This is a genomic window from Loktanella atrilutea, assembly GCF_900128995.1.
Classification (GTDB): Bacteria; Pseudomonadota; Alphaproteobacteria; order Rhodobacterales; family Rhodobacteraceae; genus Loktanella; species Loktanella atrilutea.
Genome location: NZ_FQUE01000009.1, coordinates 122,571 through 143,288, shown reverse-complemented (window position 1 = coordinate 143,288; position 20,718 = coordinate 122,571). Strand labels below are relative to the sequence as shown.

19 protein-coding genes are annotated in these 20,718 nt (G+C 66.0%); 17 read left to right on the top strand and 2 right to left on the bottom strand.

Annotation, left to right across the window (positions count from 1 at the left end; translation table 11 throughout):
• Positions 1 to 32 precede the first annotated feature (32 nt).
• The 7 genes from coxB (at position 33) to BUA54_RS16200 (ending at position 8,194) form a co-directional block, all read left to right on the top strand.
• On the top strand, positions 33 to 1,013 hold the full coding sequence (gene coxB / locus BUA54_RS16230) for a cytochrome c oxidase subunit II (protein WP_072858307.1): 981 nt from the start codon (positions 33 to 35) through the stop codon (positions 1,011 to 1,013).
• Positions 1,010 to 3,580 (top strand): cytochrome c oxidase subunit I, encoded by a 2,571-nt coding sequence (ctaD, locus tag BUA54_RS16225; protein ID WP_072858306.1) that lies wholly within the window; start codon positions 1,010 to 1,012, stop codon positions 3,578 to 3,580. Before coxB ends, ctaD begins: the two co-directional genes overlap by 4 nt.
• Complete coding sequence (locus BUA54_RS16220) at positions 3,568 to 3,975, top strand: hypothetical protein (protein ID WP_072858305.1); 408 nt, start codon at positions 3,568 to 3,570, stop codon at positions 3,973 to 3,975. The genes ctaD and BUA54_RS16220 overlap by 13 nt, the downstream gene beginning before the upstream one ends.
• Positions 3,972 to 4,529 carry a cytochrome c oxidase assembly protein gene (locus BUA54_RS16215; RefSeq protein ID WP_072858304.1) on the top strand — a complete coding sequence of 186 codons (558 nt, stop codon included), beginning with the start codon at positions 3,972 to 3,974 and terminating at the stop codon, positions 4,527 to 4,529. The genes BUA54_RS16220 and BUA54_RS16215 overlap by 4 nt, the downstream gene beginning before the upstream one ends.
• Positions 4,526 to 5,587 carry a c-type cytochrome gene (locus BUA54_RS16210; protein ID WP_072858303.1) on the top strand — a complete coding sequence of 354 codons (1,062 nt, stop codon included), beginning with the start codon at positions 4,526 to 4,528 and terminating at the stop codon, positions 5,585 to 5,587. Before BUA54_RS16215 ends, BUA54_RS16210 begins: the two co-directional genes overlap by 4 nt.
• A 116-nt stretch (positions 5,588 to 5,703) precedes the next feature.
• Positions 5,704 to 6,666 carry a pirin family protein gene (locus BUA54_RS16205; protein WP_072858302.1) on the top strand — a complete coding sequence of 321 codons (963 nt, stop codon included), beginning with the start codon at positions 5,704 to 5,706 and terminating at the stop codon, positions 6,664 to 6,666.
• Positions 6,667 to 6,778: 112 nt separating this feature from the next.
• Positions 6,779 to 8,194, top strand: coding sequence for a M20 family metallopeptidase (locus BUA54_RS16200; protein WP_072858326.1), 1,416 nt, complete (start codon positions 6,779 to 6,781; stop codon positions 8,192 to 8,194).
• A 38-nt stretch (positions 8,195 to 8,232) separates the two neighbouring features.
• Here BUA54_RS16200 and BUA54_RS16195 read toward each other — a convergent pair whose 3' ends face one another.
• A complete protein-coding gene (locus BUA54_RS16195) occupies positions 8,233 to 9,408 on the bottom strand; it encodes a nuclear transport factor 2 family protein (RefSeq protein ID WP_072858301.1) in 1,176 nt (391 codons plus the stop codon).
• Positions 9,409 to 9,481: 73 nt separating this feature from the next.
• A complete protein-coding gene (locus BUA54_RS16190; RefSeq protein WP_245810731.1) occupies positions 9,482 to 10,549 on the bottom strand; it encodes a nuclear transport factor 2 family protein in 1,068 nt (355 codons plus the stop codon).
• A gap of 184 nt (positions 10,550 to 10,733) precedes the next feature.
• Between BUA54_RS16190 and BUA54_RS16185 the strand changes: the two genes are divergently transcribed.
• The 10 genes from BUA54_RS16185 (at position 10,734) to BUA54_RS16140 (ending at position 20,715) form a co-directional block, all read left to right on the top strand.
• Positions 10,734 to 11,975, top strand: coding sequence for an ABC transporter substrate-binding protein (locus BUA54_RS16185; protein ID WP_072858300.1), 1,242 nt, complete (start codon positions 10,734 to 10,736; stop codon positions 11,973 to 11,975).
• Between the two features lie 111 nt (positions 11,976 to 12,086).
• Positions 12,087 to 13,115 carry a carbohydrate ABC transporter permease gene (locus BUA54_RS16180; protein WP_072858299.1) on the top strand — a complete coding sequence of 343 codons (1,029 nt, stop codon included), beginning with the start codon at positions 12,087 to 12,089 and terminating at the stop codon, positions 13,113 to 13,115.
• A gap of 10 nt (positions 13,116 to 13,125) precedes the next feature.
• On the top strand, positions 13,126 to 14,007 hold the full coding sequence (locus BUA54_RS16175) for a carbohydrate ABC transporter permease (protein ID WP_072858298.1): 882 nt from the start codon (positions 13,126 to 13,128) through the stop codon (positions 14,005 to 14,007).
• Positions 14,008 to 14,011: 4 nt separating this feature from the next.
• Positions 14,012 to 15,061 (top strand): ABC transporter ATP-binding protein, encoded by a 1,050-nt coding sequence (locus BUA54_RS16170; RefSeq protein ID WP_072858297.1) that lies wholly within the window; start codon positions 14,012 to 14,014, stop codon positions 15,059 to 15,061.
• Positions 15,058 to 15,552, top strand: coding sequence for an ester cyclase (locus tag BUA54_RS16165; RefSeq protein WP_072858296.1), 495 nt, complete (start codon positions 15,058 to 15,060; stop codon positions 15,550 to 15,552). The genes BUA54_RS16170 and BUA54_RS16165 overlap by 4 nt, the downstream gene beginning before the upstream one ends.
• Positions 15,549 to 16,877 (top strand): histidinol dehydrogenase, encoded by a 1,329-nt coding sequence (gene hisD / locus BUA54_RS16160; protein WP_072858295.1) that lies wholly within the window; start codon positions 15,549 to 15,551, stop codon positions 16,875 to 16,877. The genes BUA54_RS16165 and hisD overlap by 4 nt, the downstream gene beginning before the upstream one ends.
• Positions 16,878 to 16,898: 21 nt before the next feature.
• Positions 16,899 to 17,663 carry an SDR family NAD(P)-dependent oxidoreductase gene (locus BUA54_RS16155; RefSeq protein ID WP_072858294.1) on the top strand — a complete coding sequence of 255 codons (765 nt, stop codon included), beginning with the start codon at positions 16,899 to 16,901 and terminating at the stop codon, positions 17,661 to 17,663.
• A complete protein-coding gene (locus tag BUA54_RS16150) occupies positions 17,663 to 18,691 on the top strand; it encodes a LacI family DNA-binding transcriptional regulator (RefSeq protein WP_072858324.1) in 1,029 nt (342 codons plus the stop codon). Before BUA54_RS16155 ends, BUA54_RS16150 begins: the two co-directional genes overlap by 1 nt.
• Positions 18,688 to 19,692: an ester cyclase gene (locus tag BUA54_RS16145; protein ID WP_072858293.1), complete on the top strand. Its 1,005-nt coding sequence runs from the start codon at positions 18,688 to 18,690 to the stop codon at positions 19,690 to 19,692. Before BUA54_RS16150 ends, BUA54_RS16145 begins: the two co-directional genes overlap by 4 nt.
• 57 nt (positions 19,693 to 19,749) lie before the next feature.
• Entirely contained in the window at positions 19,750 to 20,715 is a 966-nt protein-coding gene (locus BUA54_RS16140) for a cupin domain-containing protein (protein ID WP_072858323.1), read from the top strand.
• Positions 20,716 to 20,718 lie beyond the last annotated feature (3 nt).

The window sequence follows — 20,718 nt, the reverse complement described above, 5'->3', positions numbered from 1 at the left end:
GGGACGAATAACCTCCGGGGACGCCACAGCCTATGCCATTCAGATCATGTCTCGTCCTAACCGCGCTTCTGGCCCTCGGGGCCTGCGTCGGGCGTCAGTCCGTCCTCGATCCTGCAGGGCAGGATGCGCAGACGTTGCTGATACTTTTCGCCGTGATGCTAGCCGGGGCAATCGTGCTATGGGTGGCCGTGAACGGCATGATGCTGTTTTTCAATCGGATCAGCACGCGGCACTACGACGAATCCGCCGCCCGTAAACTGATTATCGGCGGCGGCATCGTGTTTCCCACCATCGTCATCGCCGCCCTGCTGGCCTGGGGCCTGTCGATCATGCCCGACCAGCGTGCGCCCGGCGACGGCCTGCGCATCAAGGTGATCGGCGAACAGTGGTGGTGGCGCGTCGAATACTGGCCGGAGGGTGCAGAGACACCCATCGTTGCCGCCAATGAAATCCGCCTGCCCGTCGGCGCGCGGACGGAATTCAACCTGACCAGCGCCTATGTCATCCACTCCTTCTGGATCCCCGCACTGGGTGGCAAGATGGACATGTTCCCCGGCCGCGAGACGATGGTCTCGCTGGAACCGACCGAGACGGGCGTCTACCGCGGCCAGTGCGCCGAGTTCTGCGGCGCGTCCCACGCGCAGATGGCCTTCGAGGTCGTCACCCTGGACACCGCCGATTTCGACACATGGCTCGCGGCAGAGGCCGCACCGGCCATGGCCCCCGAAGGGGCGAAGGCGCAACGCGGGGCGCAGGTCTTTCTGGCCGAAGGCTGCGGCGCCTGCCACGCCATTCGCGGGACCGAAGCCGTGGGTGAGGTCGGCCCCGACCTCACCCACGTCGGCAGCCGCGAAAGCCTTGGCGCCGGGGTGCTGGAACCGACCATGGCGAACATCGCGGACTGGATCGCCCACACCGACGACCTGAAGCCCGAGGTGGAAATGCCTGCCTATGACGACATGCCGGACGACGACCTGATGGCGCTGGCCACCTACCTGAAGGGCCTGAAATGAGATACTCCGGCACCGACCGCCCGCAGGCCTCCGGCATCTGGCCGCCCACCGAGGAGATGCTGGCCGAACCCGTCGACCGCGCCGCGCAGGCGGCGCGCGAAGACCGCCTGCGCGAAGCCTGGGACGAACCGACCGGCATCGCCTACTGGACCGCCGTCAACAACGACAAGGTCGGCGCTTGGTATTCGCTGACCGCACTCTTCTTCATGCTCTGCGCCGGGGTGCTGGCGCTGCTGATGCGGGTGCAGCTCGCGGTGCCGGACAACCAGTTCCTCGACGCGGACCGGTTCAACCAGTTCTTCACCATGCATGGCTCGGCCATGATGTTCCTCTTCGCCGTGCCGATGTTCGAGGCGATCTCGATCCTCGTGCTGCCCGCCTTCCTCGGTGCCCGCGACATGCCGTTCCCCCGGCTGTCGGCCTATGGATACTGGTGCTTCCTGATCGGTGGCATCTTCGTCATGGGGTCGGTGCTGTTCGACAGCGGACCGCGCGGAGGCTGGTTCATGTATCCACCCCTGTCCACGCTGGACGACGGCGTCGGCGCCGACATCTGGTTGCTGGGGCTGAGCTTTATCGAGGTCGCCTCCATCGCCGCGGCGGTGGAGCTGATCGTGGGCGTGCTGAAGTGCCGCCCGCCCGGGATGCGCGTCAACCTGATGCCGCTCTACGCGTGGTACGTGCTGGTCGTGGGGGGCATGATCCTCTTCGCCTTTCCGCCGCTGATCGCGGGCGACTTCCTGTTCGAGATGGAGCGCAGCTTCGACTGGCCCTTCTTCGACCCCACGCGCGGCGGCGATCCCATGCTGTGGCAGCACCTGTTCTGGATCTTCGGCCACCCGGAGGTCTACATCATCTTCCTGCCCTCCATCGCCATCGCGGCGATGGTGGTGCCCACGGTCGCGCAGCGTCCCATTGTCGGCTATTCCTGGATCGTGCTGAGCGCAGTGGGCGTGGGCTTCCTGAGCTTCGGCCTCTGGGTCCACCACATGTTCACGACCGGCCTGCCGAACATTTCGCTCGGCTTCTTTTCGGCCGCGTCGGAGGCGGTGGTGATCCCCACCGGCATCCAGATCTTCGTCTTCGCCGCGACGCTGATGGTGGGCAAGGTCAAGAAAAGCCTGCCGATGCTGTGGATCGCCGGGGCGCTTGCGATCTTCACGCTGGGCGGTCTGACCGGCGTCATGCTGGCCATCGCGCCCTTCAACTGGGCCGTGCACGACACCTATTTCGTCGTGGCGCACCTGCATTACACACTTTTCGGCGGCATGATCTTTCCGGTGATGGCGGGCGTCTACTACTTCTATCCCTTCATCCGGAAGGGCAAGATGATGTCAGAAACGCTGGGCCGCTGGTCGTTCTGGCTGATTTTCGTCGGCTTCAACGCGGCCTTCCTGCCGATGCACTACACCGGCATGATGGGCATGCCGCGCCGGGTCTATACATATGGTGAAAGCATGGACTGGGGCTGGCTGAACATGCTGTCCACCGTGGCGAGCTTCGTCATCGCGGCGGGATTCCTCGTCTTCGTCTACGACCTGCTGCGCAAGAAGAAGGACTTCGAGGGCCGCCAGCGCAACCCGTGGAACGCGGGCACGCTGGAATGGTCCCACGATGTGCCAGAGGAAAACTGGGGCGTCCGCACCATCCCCTACATTACCACGCGCTATCCCCTCTGGCAGCAGCCGCAGATGGTGGAGAGGATGGACGCGGGCCGATTCTACCTTGGCGATACCGAATTCGGCCACCGCGAGACGCTGGTGACCTCGGTCCTCGATGCCAAGCCGCTGCATATTCAGCGTGTCACGGGCCCAGCCTATATCACCATGCTGGCGGCGGGTTTCACCGGCGGCGCCTTCATCTTTCCGACCTTTCACATCTATGGGCCTGCGATCGTCTGCGGTGCCTTCGCCATCGTCTGTGTGCTTTACTGGCTCTGGACCTCTACCGCGCAGATTCCCGAGGCCCCGACTGGCGACGTCGGACTTGGCCTGACCCTGCCGCGCTATGCCTCCGGGTCCGATGCGCCGGGCTGGTGGGCGGTCTGGATCACCATGCTGGGCGATGCCACGGCTTTCGCGTCGCTGATCTTCGGTTTCTTCTTCTACTGGACCGCCAGCGACAACTTTCCGCCGCAGGATACGACACATGCGGACGGCGGTTACGTGGCGGCCTTCGCCGTGCTTCTGGCCCTGTCCTGGGTCGCGACGCGCATGGCGCGCGGCATCCACCGGGGCGGCAACGTCGCAATGGGCCGCATCCTGATGGCCGCCGGCATCGTGCTGACCCTGACGGGCGGGGCCGCCGTCTATACCGCGGTCAGCGACCTGCGCCCCACGGAACACGTCTATCCCGCGCTGATCTGCGGCCTTGCCGTCTGGCTGGGCGCGCATCTGATGCTGGGGGTGATCGGTCAGGGCTACTGCCTCGCGCGGTCCCTCGCGGGGCGGATGACGCCGCTTTATGACGCGGATCTCCACAACGTGACGCTGCTGTGGCACTTCATAGCGCTGCAATCGCTGGTCACGGCGGCTGTGATCGGCCTGCTGCCGGGGTGGATGTCGTGAAGGCGCAGGGCAAGACCGAATTCCGCACCGGTGTCGGGACCCTGCTGAAGATCAGCCTCGCCCCGACGATCTGGGCCTTCCACTTCGTCATCTGCTACGGCGCCACCGCCGTCTGGTGCACCAAGCTTACCGCATCCGGCGATACCGTGCCGCTGCAGACATGGCTGTCCGCCCTGACGGTCGCGGCACTGGCAGGGATCGTTGCCTGTGGCATCAACGGCTGGCGGACCTGGCGAAGGGGCGGCTACGGCGAGGATGGTCATACCCCGGGAATCGGCGACACTGAAAGCCGCGCACGATTCCTCGGCCATGCGACGGTGCTGCTCAGCGTCGTGTCCTTCATCGGCGTGATTTTCGTGATCACCCCCGTGCTGCTCATCGGCACCTGCGCATGAAGGCTCTTGGCATCCTCGGCCTCGCCCTTCTGCTCGCCATCTGGGTCTGGCCGTGGGAGGGGTGGATCGGTCTCTTTCCCGCTCATATGGTCCGTCACATGGGGCTGGTCGCCGTCGTAGCACCGCTGCTGGTCATCGGCTTTCCGAAGGCCACGCGCATCTTCGCCGTCTCCCCTCTCGCCGCCACGGTGTTCGAGTTCGTCATCGTTTGGGGCTTTCATCTGCCCGCCCTGCACGAGGGCGCGGCCTTCAGCACCCCTGCCTTCGTCGCGGAACAGACCCTGTTCCTGCTCGCAGGCCTTTGCGTCTGGGCTGGTTGCCTGCGCGGCGGCGGTCTGGCGGGCGCGGGGGGGCTTTTGCTGACCTCGATGCACATGACCCTGCTGGGAGCGCTGCTGACGCTTGCGCCGCGCGTGCTGTATGTGCCGGGCTGCGTCGGATCGCTCGCGGAACAGCAGCTTGGTGGCATGATGATGCTGGCCATCGGCACACCTGTCTACCTCATCGCTGGCCTCTGGCTGACCGGCGGCGCACTCAAGGAGGAAACCGCATGAAGCGCGTTCTGCAGACGCTCGCCGCCCTCGCGGTGCTTGGCCTTATCGGCGGGTCTGCCGTGGTGTTCGGAGGGCTTTACAACGTCTCCGCCCGGGTCGGCCATTTTCCGGGTGTGCCTCTCATCCTGCACACCACCTTCATCAATTCCGTGAAACGGCATGCCCCTCCTGAAAGTGCCGTGCCCGATCTTGACGGCGAAGGCATGGTCGCCTTGGGGGCGAAGCACTTCGACGGCGGTTGCAAGGTCTGCCACGCAGCCCCCGGGCAAGACCGGTGGGCCATTCCCACCGTCATGGTCCCCGCCCCGCCACACATCACGGACGCCGTGCAGGAATGGCAGCCGAACGAACTGCACTGGATTGTCGATGAAGGCGTCAAGATGTCGGGCATGCCCTATTGGCCCGCGACGCGCACCGACGATATCTGGCCCATGGTCGCTTTCCTCGATGCGGTGCAGGACGGCATGACCGGGCAGAACTATGCCGACCTGACGGCGCGCCCCACACGGCCGGACGGCGCGCCAGAGGCGCTCCCCTACTGCGCAATGTGTCACGACAACTCCGGGCGCACCGACAACCCGTTGATACCCCGCCTCGACATCCAGCCGCAGGCTTACCTTGAACAGACGCTGCTGGCCTACGCGGACGGCAGCCGCGACAGTGGCATCATGCACGTCGCCGCCTCTCGCGTGACAGAGTCCGACCTTATGGAACTGGCTGGCTGGTTTGCAGCGCAGGACACCACCCCCACGACGGTCAGCAATATCACAGATCGCGACCTGATTGCCCGGGGCGAGGCACTGGCGGCCAAAGGCACCCGCGACGTGCCCGCCTGCACCGCCTGCCATGGGCCGAAGGCCGGGCCGCGGGCGTCAGATTTCCCCCGCCTCGCGGGGCAGAGTGTCACGTTCCTGTCCGACCAGCTTCACCTGTGGCGCGACGGTGCACGCGGCGGCGGGACCAAGGCGAACCTGATGACCAAAGCCGCGCAGGATCTCAGCGACGGCGACATCGCCGCCCTCTCCGCCTGGTTCGCCGCCCAGCCCGCATCGCGCTAGCGCATCCGCGCACCGTCGATCTGCTCGCACGGGGCTTTTCGAATGGTCGGGGCCGTGCCACCTTTCTGGCGTGCGACGCGCAACGCGCACCCCCTCCGCCCGGAAAGGATGCACCCATGAGCTGGAGCCCCACCCCCGACCCGACCCTCGGCGACCGCGACAGCGTGAACGCCGTCGACATCCTGATCGTCCCCCGTGCCGTCGATCTGGGAGAGATGACCGTCCGCCGCGCCCTGCCGTCCGTCAAGCGGCAGATGGTCGGCCCCTTCATCTTCTTCGACCAGATGGGCCCGGCGGAATTCCTGACCGATCAGGGTATCGACGTGCGGCCCCATCCGCACATCAACCTCGCCACCCTCACCTATCTGTTCGAGGGGCAGATCATGCACCGCGACAGCCTCGGCACCGAACAGGCGATCGAGCCCGGCGCGGTCAACTGGATGCGCGCAGGCCGCGGCATCGTCCATTCCGAACGCACCAGCGCGGATCGCCGCCGTGACGGCCAACGCCTTTTCGGCATCCAGACCTGGATGGCCCTGCCCGAGGACCGGGAGGAAGACGACCCCGCCTTCCTGCATCACGGCAAGGACGATCTGCCCCATGTCAGCGCCGACGGCATCACTGCGCGCCTGATCGCCGGAACGGCCTTCGGCGAAACCTCGCCCCTCGTCACCGCCTCCGACACGCTCTATGCCGACGTGGCCCTTGCGGCGGGCCGGTCCATGCCCATCGACCCCACGACCGAGGAACGCGCGATGTACACCATATCGGGAGAGATCGATATCGCCGGCGACACCTTCGGCCCGGCGCAGCTTCTGGTCCTGCACCCCGGCGACCGGATCACTGTGCGGGCGAGCTCCGATGCACGCTTCATGTTGTTCGGCGGCGCTCCGATGGGCGCGCCCCGCTACATCTGGTGGAATTTCGTATCCTCCCGACTCGAACGGATCGAAGCCGCGAAGGAGGAATGGGCCCGGGGCCGCTTCGACACCGTGCCGGGGGACGAGGCGGATTTCATCCCTCTGCCGGACAACATCGGCAAGCCGCGCAGGGCACAGGGCGGCGTTTTCTACCCCTGACCTTGGGCCAAACCGGGCGGGCTGGCATCCCGACGCGGCCTGCCCCATGATCGGCACCATGACGGGCCGGCCCGACCGGGTCCGCCACATTCATTTTCCACAGGATGCGCCCATGCAGAACGAAAACCCCGTCTGGCCGCTGGTCGACGCCCGCGCCGCTGAATTCACCGGCCTCGCCGACCGCGTCTTCGATACGCCGGAACTGGCCTATACTGAAACCCGGTCCTGCGCCGAACACACTGCCATGCTGAAACAGCAGGGATTTCGCGTGACCGAGAACGTCGCCGGCATCCCCACCGCCGTCATGGGCGAGGCGGGCAATGGCGGCCCGGTCATCGCGATCCTCGGCGAATACGACGCCCTGCCCGGCCTGTCCCAGCAGCCCGGCATTGCCACGCCGCAACAGATCGCCGACCACGGTTTCGGCCACGGCTGCGGGCACAACCTGCTGGGCTCTGCCGCCCTCTCTGCCGCCACCGCCGTCAAGGACTGGCTGGAGGCCGAAGGCATTACGGGCCGCATCCGATATTACGGTTGTCCGGCCGAGGAAGGCGGCGCCGCCAAGACCTACATGGTGCGTGACGGCTGGTTCGATGACGTCGACATCGCGATCACATGGCACCCCGGCGCCTACAGCGCGGTGGACGACATGCGCTCCCTCGCCAACACCCGCATCGACTTTACCTTCACCGGCAAGGCCGCCCATGCGGCGGGCGCGCCGGAACTGGGCCGCTCCGCCCTCGATTCTGTCGAACTGATGAGTGTCGGCGTAAACTACCTGCGCGAGCACATGCCCGATCAGGCGCGGGTGCACTATGCCTACCTCGACGCGGGCGGGATCGCGCCCAACGTTGTGCAGGCCAAGGCCACCGTCCGCCACCTGATCCGCAGCCCTGACCTGCAGGGCCTTGCCGATCTGGTGCAACGGGTCCGCGCCATCGCGGATGGCGCGGCGCTGATGGCGGGCACGCAGGTCAGCTCGCGCGTCTTTTCCGCCGTGTCGAACCTGCTGGAAAACCGCCCCCTGTCGGAAGCCATGCAGGCAGAGTTCGAGGCGCTTGGCCCCGTCCCGTTCGACGAGGCCGACCGCGCCTATGCCCGCGAGATCCGCGAGACGCTGACCCGCGCCGATATCGACGACACCTTTCGCAGTGTCGCGCAGCGGCCTGACTACGACCTCGCCCTCTTCGATACCGTCGCCCCGCTGAACCGGCCCTTCACCGGGGGCATGGGGTCGACCGACGTAGGCGACGTCAGCTGGGCCGTGCCGACCGTGCAAGCCCGCGTCGCCACCTGTGCCGTGGGCACTGCGCTGCATTCATGGCAGCAGACGGCGCAGGGCAAGGCCCTGGCCGCCCACAAGGGGATGCTGCATGCCGCCAAGCTGATGGCCGCCACCGCGCGCCGCGCCCTGACCGACGACATGCTGCGTGCGGCGGCGAAGAAGGCGCACGCCGACCATCTGGCGGAGTTCCCGTACACCTGCCCGATCCCGGCGGAAACGAAACCGCCGATCGCCGCGGAGTGACTTGCGAACCCGCCGCCCGGACCGGGCGACGGGACCGTTCAAAGATCCTGCAGTACCGCAGTCGGGCGATCGGCCATCTGCGCCAGCTTCACCTGCATCAGGATCGACAGCTCGTCGTAGTTCGTCCACTCGTCGACGATCTTGCCGTCCTTGTAGTGCAGATGCGTCATGCCCATGACCTGCACCCGCTTGCCCGTGGGTGCGCCCAGCGATTCGAGGATGCCCCACCCCAGATGGTGCCCCTCGATCAGCCAGCGCACCGCAACCTTGGTGCCGCCCTCGTCCGAGGGGACGGAACAGATGTGCTGCGGCATGAACGCACCATCCGGCACAGAGCCATAGAGCCCGATGGTCTGGTGCATGACCGAGGCCACGCCGTAAAGCTCCTTCATCAGCGGGCCGTGCCACTGGACGGTGGGCGCGTAAACGTCCTTGATCTTGCCGAACATCCGCTTGTTATGGACCTCGTGCATCCATTCCAGCGTCTCGCGCTCGATGTCGTTGGTGGCGATGGACGTGTCGGCCTCGGTCTCGGGCGGGTATTGCCCGATCAGGCGACGGGTCTCGCCGATGTCGATGGACAGCAGGCCCTTCTCGAAATAGCCGCGCGCCATGTCCTCGGCGTATTTGTCCACATCCAGCCCGATCTGCCGCAGCTGCGCCATGCTGTCGACGACCAGCCATTCGCGGTAGATCATGTTCTCGAACACCATGCAGTCGGCAATGGTGCGCGCGACGAAGGGCCGTCCCGTGGGCTTGCCCCAGGCGCCCGGCTGGGTGTGCCGCCCGGACCCGGTGACGAGGTGCGAGGTGTAAAACCCTGTCTGATCGTCGCCGCCCCAGATCACATGGGTCGCCATCCCCCGCCGCTCCGGCAGCATGCACAGCCGCTGGATCGTGTTCTGCACCACGTCCTCGCGGTTGTAGACCGTACCGGACGAGGAATAGACCACGCAGTTGTGGGTGTAGTGGGTGTAGATCAGCCCAACGTCACGCTCGTCCCAGATCCGGTGGGTGCAGCGGATGATATAGTCCACGATGTCCGTATAGATCGGATCGAACCCCTGCATCGCCTGCGCACGGGGCCGATCCGTCGGCACCATCCGGGTAAAGTCGAGCCGTTCCGGCTGCAATGTCGGCTCACCTGTCGGTGCATCCTGCCTGGTACTGCGTGTCGGCGTGGTCTTTGGGCTGTTGTCTGCGGGGGCTGTCATGTCCTGTCCTGTCGGCTGCTGGAGTGGCTCGAAACTGGGCCGATCCTGACAGGACTGCATACGATTGCAAGCATTACCTTCCCCTACGGAAGATCGGCTGCATCCGGTCCATCACATCCACCCCCATCTGCAGCAGCAGATCGAGGATATCGAGCGGCACCCAGTTTTCACGGATCAGCCCCTCGTGGTGCAGATAGAAGTCCATGACCCGCATGGTGACCGGCCGGTTGGTCGGCCCGACCCCAAGGAACCCGCCACCCGCATGCATGGCAAAGACGGACGGCCAGCCCCCCGTGACGGAGTATGGTCCGTCGCCGATCCGGATGTAGTGACCGCCCTTGTGCTGCGCCTTCAGCTCCGCGATCTCGTCCCACTGCCCGCCGCCCTTGCGCCCCGGAAAAGCGGTCCTGAACGGCAGCTGGTGATAATCCACGAAGCCCTGCAGCCCCCGTGTCGTGCCGATGCCGGACGGTCCGTACCACATCATCTTCGGGTGCCAGTGCTCCTTCTGCGGCATGGTCAACAGGCCATCGCGCCCTTGCCGCGCCTGGTCGTTGTAGGCCCCCAGCGTGCCATGCATCGCCAGCGTCTGCGCCAAGCTGGCAGCGCCCTGCGTTGCGTCCAGCGGATCAAGTGCCACGCCGTCGGCGGTCAGCGGGCCGGGCCACATCCCCTCTGTCCCGAGGCTGGGCGCGATCGGCCAGAAGCCCGCCTGCCGGATCACATCCAGCACATCCCACAGGCAGGACGACTGGACGATTCGCCCATTCTCGACCTGATGCACCTCGCCGTAGCGGATGTAGATTGGCGCGCCGGTGGCCGGAATCGTCAGCCAGTCCTGCCGAAAGGTGCCGCAGTAATGGCCCACTGCCGCGATATAGTCGCGCCCCTCGAAGCTACCGCCGACGAAGATCGCGTCGCGGCGCTCCAGATCGGGAAAGGATCGCAGCAGCGGCTGCCAGACCTGATCCGCGATCGCGTCGATGCCCTGCATCTCGTTGATCGGATGGCTGCCGCGCCACTGGGCGTCGGGGGCGTAAAGATCGGTCAGCCGGGCCGTCAGCCTCTCCGGCGTCGCCTCGGCCAGCGCGCGCAGACCGGCCAGGAGGCGGCGGCGGTCGATGCTTTTGGGGTGGGTCACGGAAGCCTCCGAGTGGGGCCGGAAACGGCGTTTCAAAAAATTCTTGCAAACGTATTCAACACGACCTAGCGTCAACGTCAACGCAGTCGTCATCCGGGTCGCCAGAAATCCGGAACCGCGTGAAATGGCCCCCAACGCCGGAACAGCAAGGCCTACCGCCTGCCCTTCACCAGAGAGGATTTCCATGACCAAGATGCTTCTGTCCACCACCGCTGTCCTGATCGGGTTGGCCGGTGCCGCTTCTGCCCAATGCGCGATCGAAGGCGACGGCTCCGTCCGCATCCTCGCCAACGATTTTCAAGCGCTGCATGCCGTCGTCAGCCGTGCCGCTACTTGCGCAGGCGAAGGCGTCGAGGTCACGACCAACGAAACGACGGAGCATAAGGACATCCAGGTCGCTGCCCTGTCCACGAGCCCCGCAGCCTATACAATCGCCGTCGTGGCGAACGGATCGCTCGTGCCTTTGCTGAACGAAGGTCTGGTTCAGCCGATGGACGATCTGGTCGCAAAATACGGGCAGAACCTGCAGGACAGCCAGCTGATCCGCGTCGACGGCAAGATCATGGCGATCGCCTTCATGGCCAACAGCCAGATGCTGCACTACCGCGCCGACCTGCTGGACCAGAATGGCATTGCCGTTCCGGCGACCTACGAGGATGTCATCGCCGCCGCGAAGACCCTCGAAGAGAAGGGCGTCATGAAGACGCCGCTTTACGCCAGCTTCAAGCCGGGCTGGGATCTGGGCGAGGAATTCATCAACATGTACATGGGCTCGGGCGAGCCGTTCTTCGAGGACGGCACGGCGAAGCCCGCCATCGACAATGATGCCGGCGTCGCAGCACTCGAGATGATGAAGGCGCTGAAGGACAACATGGGTCCAGACGTGATGACCTACAACTCGAACGAGGCCCAGCCCTACTGGGAAAACTCCGAGGTCGCGATCATGACCGGCTGGGGCAGCCGCACTGCCGCCTTCATCGACGAAAACGGTGCCACGCCAGAGATCGCCAAGGAAACAAAGATTGCGGCAATGCCGTCCTGGGGCGGCCACGACATCCCGGCAACCACGCTGTGGTGGGACGGCTTCGCACTGGCCAAGAACATCTCTGACGAAGACGCCGCCGCGTCCTTTCAGGCGATGATGTACGCCCTGTCGCCAGACCTCGTGGCCGATCCCGAAACCGCCGGCCTCGCCGCCTGGCTGGTGAACGGCTACACGCCCACCCCGGCGTCCGAAGGCGTCTTCGCCAACATGAAGGCGGGTGCCAAGCCCTATCCGATGACACCTTACATGGGGATGCTGCACACGGCGCTTGGCGACAACCTGGCCGAGTTCATGCAGGGTCAGGAAACGGCCGAAAAGGCGCTGGAGGACACCGTCGCCGCCTATACCACCGCCGCGACAGAGGCCGGCTTCATCAAGTAGGCCCTATAGGCAGGGCGCCCCCGCGCCCTGCCCTTTCATCCCTCAAACCCGATCCTCACGGTCCGCCCTGCGCGGCCGGCCAACCCCGCCACGCCGAAAGGAGGTGCCCGGATGCCGCACAAGACGTTCCTCGCCTTCATCCTGCCGTCGCTGCTGGCGATGCTGCTCTTCGTGGCGCTGCCGATCGGGTCCGTCGTCTACCAGTCGCTCTTCATCGAGCACGAGCAGGTGATGACCGAGGTCGAGACCTGCGGCCCCTTCGGCTGCACGACCGAACGCAAGGTCGACGCCGCCGCCATGCAGGAGCTGCGCGACGCGCAGCCCGCCGGGCGGTTTAACGGGCTCGGGACCTATTTTAATTCCGGCCATCTCGCCTTCGACCGCATCGGCCAGATCTGGACCCGCAGTGAAACCTGGGGCGGCTTCTTCAATCAGGTGATGAACCTGCCGCTTTACAAGGCGTTGATCTTCACGCTGGCCTATACCTTCATCGTCACCCCCTGCGTGATCGTGCTGGGGTTCTTCATCGCTCTCGGCGTCAATGCCATTCCGGGGCTGATCAAAGGGCCGGTGATCTTCTTTTCGCTGCTGCCGATGATCGTCACGCCGCTGATTGGCAGCCTCGTGCTCTACTGGATGATCGACAGCCGGGGCATCATCGGCGCGGGCCTGCAGGCGCTGTTCAACAACCCCTCCCTGTCGCTGAAGGCTTCGCCGACACTGACCTGGATCACGCTTTTCGTCTATGGCATCTGGCACAACGCGCCCTTCGCCTTCGTCGTATTCTACGCGGGCCTGCAGGGCGTGCCGCAGGACACGATGGAATCCGCCATGGTGGACGGTGCCAGCCGGTGGGAGCGGATCCGCTTCGTCACCATCCCCTATCTGCTGCCGCTGGCAACCTTCGTGGCACTGATGCAGCTGATGGACAACTTCCGCGTCTTCGAGCCGATCGTCGGCTTCTCGGCCGAGGCCAATGCGACCTCGCTGTCCTACCTGATCTATTCCGACCTGCGCGGTGCCGATACGCCGCTCTTCGCCTCCGCCGCCGCGACCTCCGTGCTGACCACGCTCGGGGTGATCGTCCTGCTGACGCCCGTGCTGATCCGCACCTGGCGCGATTTCAACCGCAAGGCCTGAGGAGGGACCGATGGCACGCCCCACCAACGCACAGCCCCTGCCCCTGATGGTGCTCTCGCTCGGCTTCATTGCGCTGTGGCTGATTGCCGCCGCCTTCCCCTTCGTCTGGACGGCCTGGGGGTCGTTCAAGGTCGAACCGGACTTCTTCTCGCGCTCGGACTGGACCAATGCGATCACCGGCGTCCAGACGATCCGCCAGACCGGCAGCGCCTTCACCGGCGCCGGCTACGAAGGCGCGTGGCTCGAGCAGGAATTCTGGAAATCCGTCATCAACACCGCCATCGTGACGCTTTGCGTCACCGTCATCTCACTGACCTTTGGCACGCTGGGCGGCTATGCGCTGGCGCGGTCTGGCTACCGCTACACCTTCTGGATCCTGATCGCGGCGCTGATCTTCCGTGCCATGCCTCATGTCACGCTGGTCTCGGGCTATCTGTTGCCGTTCTTCGAACTGGGCATCTGGGGCTATCTGCCGACGACGATCATCGTGCTGGTGGCGATCAACCAGCCCTTCACCCTGTGGATGCTGCACAGCTTCTTTCTGTCGATCCCCAAGGATCTGGACGAAAGCGCCATGGTCGACGGCTGCACCCGGTTTCAGGCGTTCCGGCTGGCGGTGATCCCGGTCATGTGGCCCGGCGTCGTGACCACCGGCCTGTTCAGCTTCCTGCTGGCCTACAACGACTTCACCGTGACCTCGATGCTGCTGACGCAGGAAAACCAGACCATGGTGCCCAAGATCGCCAGCTTCCTCGGGTCCACACAGGCCGAGGGCAAGGTGATGTATGCGGTCGCCGCCGTCGTGTCCGCCATCGCACCGCTCTTCGTGCTCGTGCTCTTCTTCCAACGCCAGATCGTCAGCGGGTTGACCGCCGGCGCCGTGAAAGGGTGATCCCATGGCCCGACTGAACCTCAAGAACGTCAACAAACGCTGGGGCAACTACGTCGCGGTCAAGGATTTCGACCTCGACATCGCGGATCAGGAATTCCTCGTGCTGCTCGGCCCCTCGGGCTGCGGCAAGTCCACCACCATGCGGATGATCGCGGGGCTGGAGGATGTGACCGAGGGCGAGATCTGGCTGGGCGACCGCATGGTCAACGATCTGGAACCAAAGGACCGTGACATCTCGATGGTGTTCCAGTCCTACGGCCTCTACCCCAACCTCACGGTCTACGAGAACATCCGCTTCCCCCTGCGCGTGCGCAAGGTGCCGAAAGACAAGCACGACGAGATGGTGATGACTGCCATCCGCATGGTGGAACTCGAACAGTTCATGCATCGCCGCCCGGCGGAACTGTCGGGTGGCCAGCGGCAGCGCGTGGCGTTGGGACGCGCCATCGTGCGCAAGCCCACCGTCTTCCTGATGGACGAGCCGCTGTCGAACCTCGACGCCAAGCTGCGGGTGTCGACCCGCGCGCAGATCAAGAACCTGCAAAGCAAGCTCAAGACCACCACTGTCTACGTTACCCACGATCAGATCGAGGCGATGACCCTCGCCGACCGCGTCGTGGTGATGAACAAGGGCGAAATCCAGCAGGTCGGCACGCCGACCCAGATCTACGACCACCCCGCCAATACCTTCGTCGCCAGCTTCATCGGCAGCCCCGCGATGAACCTGATCCCCGGCACCCTGCGCGGCGGCACGTTCACCGGCGACGGCATCACCGTCACGGGCCTGACCGCACCCGACGGCGATATGACCTTGGGCTTCCGCGCCGAGGACGCGGAGATCACCGAAAGCGGCGGCCAGATCGCGGCGCCGGTCTATGCCGTGGAACTGCTGGGCGAGGCCTCGATGATCTCGTGGCGGCTGGGGGACGCGCTGGTGTCGGTCAAGACCGCCAAGGACTACCGCGCCGAGACCGGCCAGATGGTCGAGGCCAGCGTGCCCGCCGCGATCTGCCACCTCTTCGATACCCAGACCGGAAAGGCCCTGCCCCGATGACCCCACAGGAACAGGCCGACGCGACCCGCGCCGTGATCCAGCGCATGGAACGCGCCTTGGGCGAGAACTCCAACGACATGGCCGCGCATTTCCACGCGGACTTCCACTGGTACGGCAACCGCGGCTGCGGCACCAAGGACGGGCTTCAGGCCTTCCGCGACAACTGGCAACTACCGCTGCGCGCGGCCTTCACCGACCGGACCTACCACACGCAGCGTTTCATCTGCGAAGGCGACTGGGCGTCCTGCTTCGGCCATATCGAGGGGACCCATTCCGGCCCCTTCATGGGCATCGCGCCCACGGGCAGGCGCGTGACGATCCCCTACATGGATTTCTGGCAGGTGACCGAGGGGCGCATCAAGGACAATTGGGTCAGCGTGGATTTCGCGAGCGTGCTGGCGCAACTGGGCCGCGACGTGTTCGACGGCCACGGCTGGGAGGCATTCGACGACAGAACACGGGTGCCACCGCACCCGAAGGAGACAGCATGACGATCACCTATCTCAAGCGCGGCAAGCCCGACGCCGAACGGGCCGAGGACGACGCGAAGGTCCGCGGCATCGTGGAAACGACGCTCAAGGACATCGAGATGCGCGGCGACGCCGCGATCCGCGACCTGTCGCAGAAGTTCGACGGCTATGCGCCCGACTCCTTCCGCCTGTCCGCGTCAGAGATCGAGGCCGCCATGTCGAAGGTGTCCGACCGCGACATGGCCGACATCCGGTTCGCACAGAACCAGATCCGCACCTTCGCCGAGGCGCAGCGCGCGTCGATGACCGACATCGAGGTCGAGACCCTGCCCGGCGTGATCCTCGGGCACCGCAACATCCCCGTGCAGTCGGTCGGCTGCTACGTCCCAGGCGGCAAGTTCCCCATGGTCGCCTCCGCCCATATGTCGGTGCTCACGGCCTCCGTCGCCGGCGTGCCGCGCATCGTGGCCTCTGCCCCGCCGGTCAACGGCGCGCCGCATCCGGCCATCGTCGCCGCGATGCATCTGGGCGGCGCGCATGAAATCCTCGTGCTGGGCGGCATGCAGGCGGTCGGTGCGATGGCGATCGGGACCGAGAGCATCGACCCCGTCCACATGCTCGTCGGCCCCGGCAACGCCTTCGTGGCAGAGGCCAAGCGCCAGCTTTACGGCCGCGTCGGCATCGACCTCTTCGCCGGCCCGACCGAGACGATGGTCATCGCTGACGACACGGTCGATGCGGAAATGTGCGCGACCGACCTGCTGGGACAGGCGGAACACGGCTACAACTCCCCCGCCGTGCTGCTGACCACCAGCCGCAAGCTGGCCGAAGGCACCCTGGCCGAAATCGACCGACTGCTGGCGATCCTGCCCACCGCCGAGACCGCAAGCGTCAGCTGGCGCGATTACGGCGAGGTGATCCTTTGCGACACGCACGAGGAGATGCTGCAGGTCGCCAACGACATCGCCTCGGAACACGTGCAGGTCATGACCGACCGCGACGACTGGTATCTGGACAACATGCACAGCTACGGCGCGCTGTTCCTAGGCCCCCGCACCAACGTGGCAAACGGAGACAAGGTGATCGGCACCAACCACACCCTTCCCACCAAGAAGGCGGGCCGCTACACCGGCGGTCTCTGGGTCGGCAAGTTCCTCAAGACCCACAGCTACCAGCGCATCACGACGGATGCGGCGGCGGCGCAGATCGGCGCCTACGGCTCGCGCCTGTGCATGCTCGAAGGCTTCGTCGGCCATGCCGAACAATGCAATGTGCGCGTGCGCCGCTACGGCGGACAGAACCTCGCCTATGGCACCGCCGCCCCCTACAAGGACGCGGCGGAATAGGATGCCTCAGGGGGACTTGCGATGAAACTGCCGACACCACCGACGACACGGCTCGACGGCAAATGCGCGCTGGTCACGGGGGCCTCCTCTGGCATCGGGCTGGGCTGCGCGGTGGCGCTGGCGGATCGGGGCGCCCACGTCGTCTGCGCCGCCCGTGGCGGCGACCGGCTGGCAGAGGCGGTCGCGGCGATGAAAGGCAAGGGCTATGCCGCCGAGGCGCTGACGCTGGACATCGCGGACCTCGATGCGATGGCGGCGGCGCTGGATGCGCAGAATCCCTTCGACATCGTCGTGAACTCGGCCGGCATGGCCCGCCACGGCCCCGCCACGGCCACCACGCCCGCCGATTTCGACGCCGTGATGGCGGTGAACCTGCGGGGGGCCTATTTCCTGTCCGCCCGCACGGCGCAGGCGATGCAGTCCGCGGGCATCAGGGGGTCGATCATCCACATCTCCAGCCAGATGGGCCATGTCGGCGGCATTGACCGGGCGGTCTACTGCGCCTCGAAACACGCCCTCGAAGGCATGGTGAAGGCCATGGCGATCGAATGGGGCCCGCATGGCATCCGCATCAACACGCTCTGCCCCACCTTCATCCGCACGCCTCTGGGCGACGTCACCCTGCGTGATGCCGAGAAAAGGGCGTGGATCGAGGGCATGATTAAGCTCGGCCGCGTGGGAGAGGTCGAGGACATCATGGGCGGGGTGGCCTACCTTGCCTCCGACGCCTCCGCCCTCGTGACCGGGACCGCGCTGATGATCGACGGCGGATGGACGGCGCACTGATGGCGAACGACACCCCCTCCAAGGTCACATCGCTCGACGTGGCGCGGCTGGCGGGCGTCAGCCAGTCCGCGGTCAGCCGCGTGTTCACCCCCGGCGCCTCCGCGTCCAAGCGCACGGTGGAAAAGGTCCGCAAGGCGGCCGAGGAACTGGGCTACCGCCCCAACATCCTCGCCCGCGCGATGATCACCGGGAAAAGCCGGATCATCGGCCTCGTGGTGGCATACCTCGACAACTACTTCTATCCGCTCGCCGTCGAACGCCTGTCGGTCGAGTTGCAGAAGCAAGGCTACCACGTCCTCGTCTTCATGGCGTCGAACACCGTGGGCGACGTGGAAACCGTGATGCAGGAAATCCTCGACTATCAGGTCGACGGCATCGTGCTCGCCTCCGTCTCCATGTCCTCGGTCCTCGCCGCGCGCTGCGACGATCTTGGCATTCCCGTCGTCCTCTTCAACCGGACCCAGCCCGACACGCGCCTCGCCAGCGTCACGACCGACAACGTCGAAGGCGGCCGGCAGATCGCCCACCACCTGATCGCGGGCGGCGCGCAGCGCGTCGGCTATATCGCAGGGTTCGAGGGCGCCTCGACCCAGATCGACCGCGAGGCGGGATTCCTCAAGGGGCTGGCAGAGGCGGGGGCCAGCCTGCAGGACCGCGGCGTCGGCAACTTCCTGCACGACCAGGCCCGCGCCGCGGCGCTCGAGATGTTCGCCGGCCGCGACCGGCCCGATGCCGTCTTCGTCTGCAACGACCATATGGCCTTTGCGGTGATGGACGTGCTGCGCGGCAAGCTGGGCCTCGACGTGCCCGGCGACGTCGCCGTCGCGGGATTCGACGACGTGCCGATCTCGGCCTGGGCCGCCTACGACCTGACCAGCTTTCGCCAGCCCCTGAACGCCATGGTCGCCGCCACCGTCGAGACATTGATGGAACGCATCGCCGACGACGCGGTGATGCCCCGCAAACACAAGCTGTCGGGACAGCTGATCGCCCGCGGCTCGACCCACCCCGCAAAGGACACGCCATGAAGGGTTTCGACCCCAAGTTCCGCGACTTCCCCGACTACATCATCGGCATTACGAAAGAGATCTGGGAAGACCGCGGCATCGCCACGCTGCACCAGTATTACGGCGAGGACATCGTCGTCCGCTCCCCCTCGGGCGTCGTCACGGGCAACACCGGCGTGATCGCCGCGACGCTGGCGACGCTGGCGGAATTTCCCGACCGCACCCTTCTGGGGCAGGACGTGATCTGGTCCGGCACGCCGGAGGACGGGATGCTGTCGTCGCATCGCCTCTTCTCTACCGCGACCCACCTGGGCGACGGCGTCTATGGCAAGGCGACGGGCAAGCGCCTGAAATACCGCATCATCGCCGACTGCTACGCCATCGACAACGCGATCACCGACGAATGGCTGATCCGCGATCAGGGTGCCATCGTGCGTCAACTGGGCCTCGACCCAGCCGACTTTGCCCGCGACCAGATCGCCAGCGAAGGCGGCGCAAAGGCCTGCAAAAGGCCCTTCACGCCCGAAGCCGACCTGCCCGGCCCCTACACAGGCGCCGGCAATGACAACATCTGGGGCACCCGACTGGCCGAGGCGGTAACCCGCCTGATGGACGCCGACCTTGCCGCGATCCCGGTGCTGTGGGACCGTGCCTGCGAACTGGCCTATCCCGGCGGTTTCAACGGCCACTCGCATGTGGACGTCGACCGCTTCTGGACCGGCCTGCGCGCCGCCTTTCCCGATGCCCGGTTTGAAATCCACCATACCATCGGGCGCGAGGATCCCCTGATGCCGCCCCGCGCCGCCCTGCGCTGGTCGCTGACCGGCACCCATTCCGGCTGGGGCGCCTTCGGTCCACCCACCGGGGCACCGGTGCACGTCATGGCCGTCACCCACGCGGAATTCGGTCCCTTCACCGACCGCGCCCATGGCACCGACCACAGCATCCGGCGCGAGTGGACCCTGTTCGACGAAACCGCGATCTGGAAGCAGATCCTGATCCACACCGGCGCCCACGACTGACCGCATCACTCTCAGGAGCATCCCATGACAACCGCCACCGCCGCCCGCCCCGCCACGATCACCGCCGCCGAGATGGAGGCCCGCATCGTTCGCTACGGCGATCTGCAGCCCTGCAAGACCGCCTTCATCGACGCCCATACGCCCGGGTCCGACCAGAAAGAGAACTTTACCATCATCGGCGGTGGCGTGTCGGAATCCACCGACCAGCACGTCCACATCACGATCCCGCACGGTTTCAACATCGGCGCCGCGGGCCAGCCGCCGAAATGCCGGAACTCGCTGCACAGCCACCGCACGGCAGAGGTGTTCTTCGTCCTCTCGGGCCGCTGGCGGTTCTTCTGGGGCCGCTGGGGCAATGCGGGAGAGGTCGTGTTGGAGGAAGGCGATATCATCAACATCCCCACCGGCATCTTCCGCGGGTTCGAGAACATCGGCACCGACTACGGCATGATCATGGCCGTGCTGGGCGGCGACGATGCCGGCGGCGGCGTGATCTGGGCGCCGCAGGTAATCGAGGACGCCGCCGCCCATGGCCTCGTGCTGGGCGAGAACGGGAAGCTCTACGATAGCAAAAAGGGCCAGACCCTGCCCGAGGGCGTGAAGCCGATGCCGACCCTGACCGACGCGCAGCTGGCCGACTACCCCGAGCCTCAGGCCGCCGACGTCGTGCCGCGCCACGTCGCCCGCTACTGGGACATGATGGCGATGGCGCAGAAGAAACCCGCCCTCGTGATCGGCGAAAACGGCATGCTGCCCGACCGCCCGGGGTTCGAGGTCGGTTTCCTGACCCGCGGATCCGCGACCGAAGAGATGCACAGTCACGACGTGCCTTCGGTCCTCATGCCGATGCGCGGCCACTGGCGCGTGACCTGGGACGGCGGCGCCGCCACCCTCGCCCCCGGCGACACGATGAGCGTGCCAGCCCACCTGCCCCACACCGCCGTGCCGTCGATGACGGGCGAAGCCTCGCTGTTCCACGTCGTCGCCACCGCCGACCCTGCCGGCCCGACCTGGAAAGGCTGACCC

Bases quoted from the DNA above. Each gene is read 5' to 3' on its own strand.
- coxB (WP_072858307.1), top strand. From the start codon at position 33: ATGCCATTCAGATCATGTCTCGTCCTAACCGCGCTTCTGGCCCTCGGG.
- ctaD (WP_072858306.1), top strand. From the start codon at position 1,010: ATGAGATACTCCGGCACCGACCGCCCGCAGGCCTCCGGCATCTGGCCG.
- BUA54_RS16215 (WP_072858304.1), top strand. From the start codon at position 3,972: ATGAAGGCTCTTGGCATCCTCGGCCTCGCCCTTCTGCTCGCCATCTGG.
- BUA54_RS16210 (WP_072858303.1), top strand. From the start codon at position 4,526: ATGAAGCGCGTTCTGCAGACGCTCGCCGCCCTCGCGGTGCTTGGCCTT.
- BUA54_RS16205 (WP_072858302.1), top strand. From the start codon at position 5,704: ATGAGCTGGAGCCCCACCCCCGACCCGACCCTCGGCGACCGCGACAGC.
- BUA54_RS16200 (WP_072858326.1), top strand. From the start codon at position 6,779: ATGCAGAACGAAAACCCCGTCTGGCCGCTGGTCGACGCCCGCGCCGCT.
- BUA54_RS16195 (WP_072858301.1), bottom strand. From the start codon at position 9,408: ATGACAGCCCCCGCAGACAACAGCCCAAAGACCACGCCGACACGCAGT.
- BUA54_RS16185 (WP_072858300.1), top strand. From the start codon at position 10,734: ATGACCAAGATGCTTCTGTCCACCACCGCTGTCCTGATCGGGTTGGCC.
- BUA54_RS16180 (WP_072858299.1), top strand. From the start codon at position 12,087: ATGCCGCACAAGACGTTCCTCGCCTTCATCCTGCCGTCGCTGCTGGCG.
- BUA54_RS16175 (WP_072858298.1), top strand. From the start codon at position 13,126: ATGGCACGCCCCACCAACGCACAGCCCCTGCCCCTGATGGTGCTCTCG.
- BUA54_RS16170 (WP_072858297.1), top strand. From the start codon at position 14,012: ATGGCCCGACTGAACCTCAAGAACGTCAACAAACGCTGGGGCAACTAC.
- BUA54_RS16165 (WP_072858296.1), top strand. From the start codon at position 15,058: ATGACCCCACAGGAACAGGCCGACGCGACCCGCGCCGTGATCCAGCGC.
- hisD (WP_072858295.1), top strand. From the start codon at position 15,549: ATGACGATCACCTATCTCAAGCGCGGCAAGCCCGACGCCGAACGGGCC.
- BUA54_RS16155 (WP_072858294.1), top strand. From the start codon at position 16,899: ATGAAACTGCCGACACCACCGACGACACGGCTCGACGGCAAATGCGCG.
- BUA54_RS16150 (WP_072858324.1), top strand. From the start codon at position 17,663: ATGGCGAACGACACCCCCTCCAAGGTCACATCGCTCGACGTGGCGCGG.
- BUA54_RS16145 (WP_072858293.1), top strand. From the start codon at position 18,688: ATGAAGGGTTTCGACCCCAAGTTCCGCGACTTCCCCGACTACATCATC.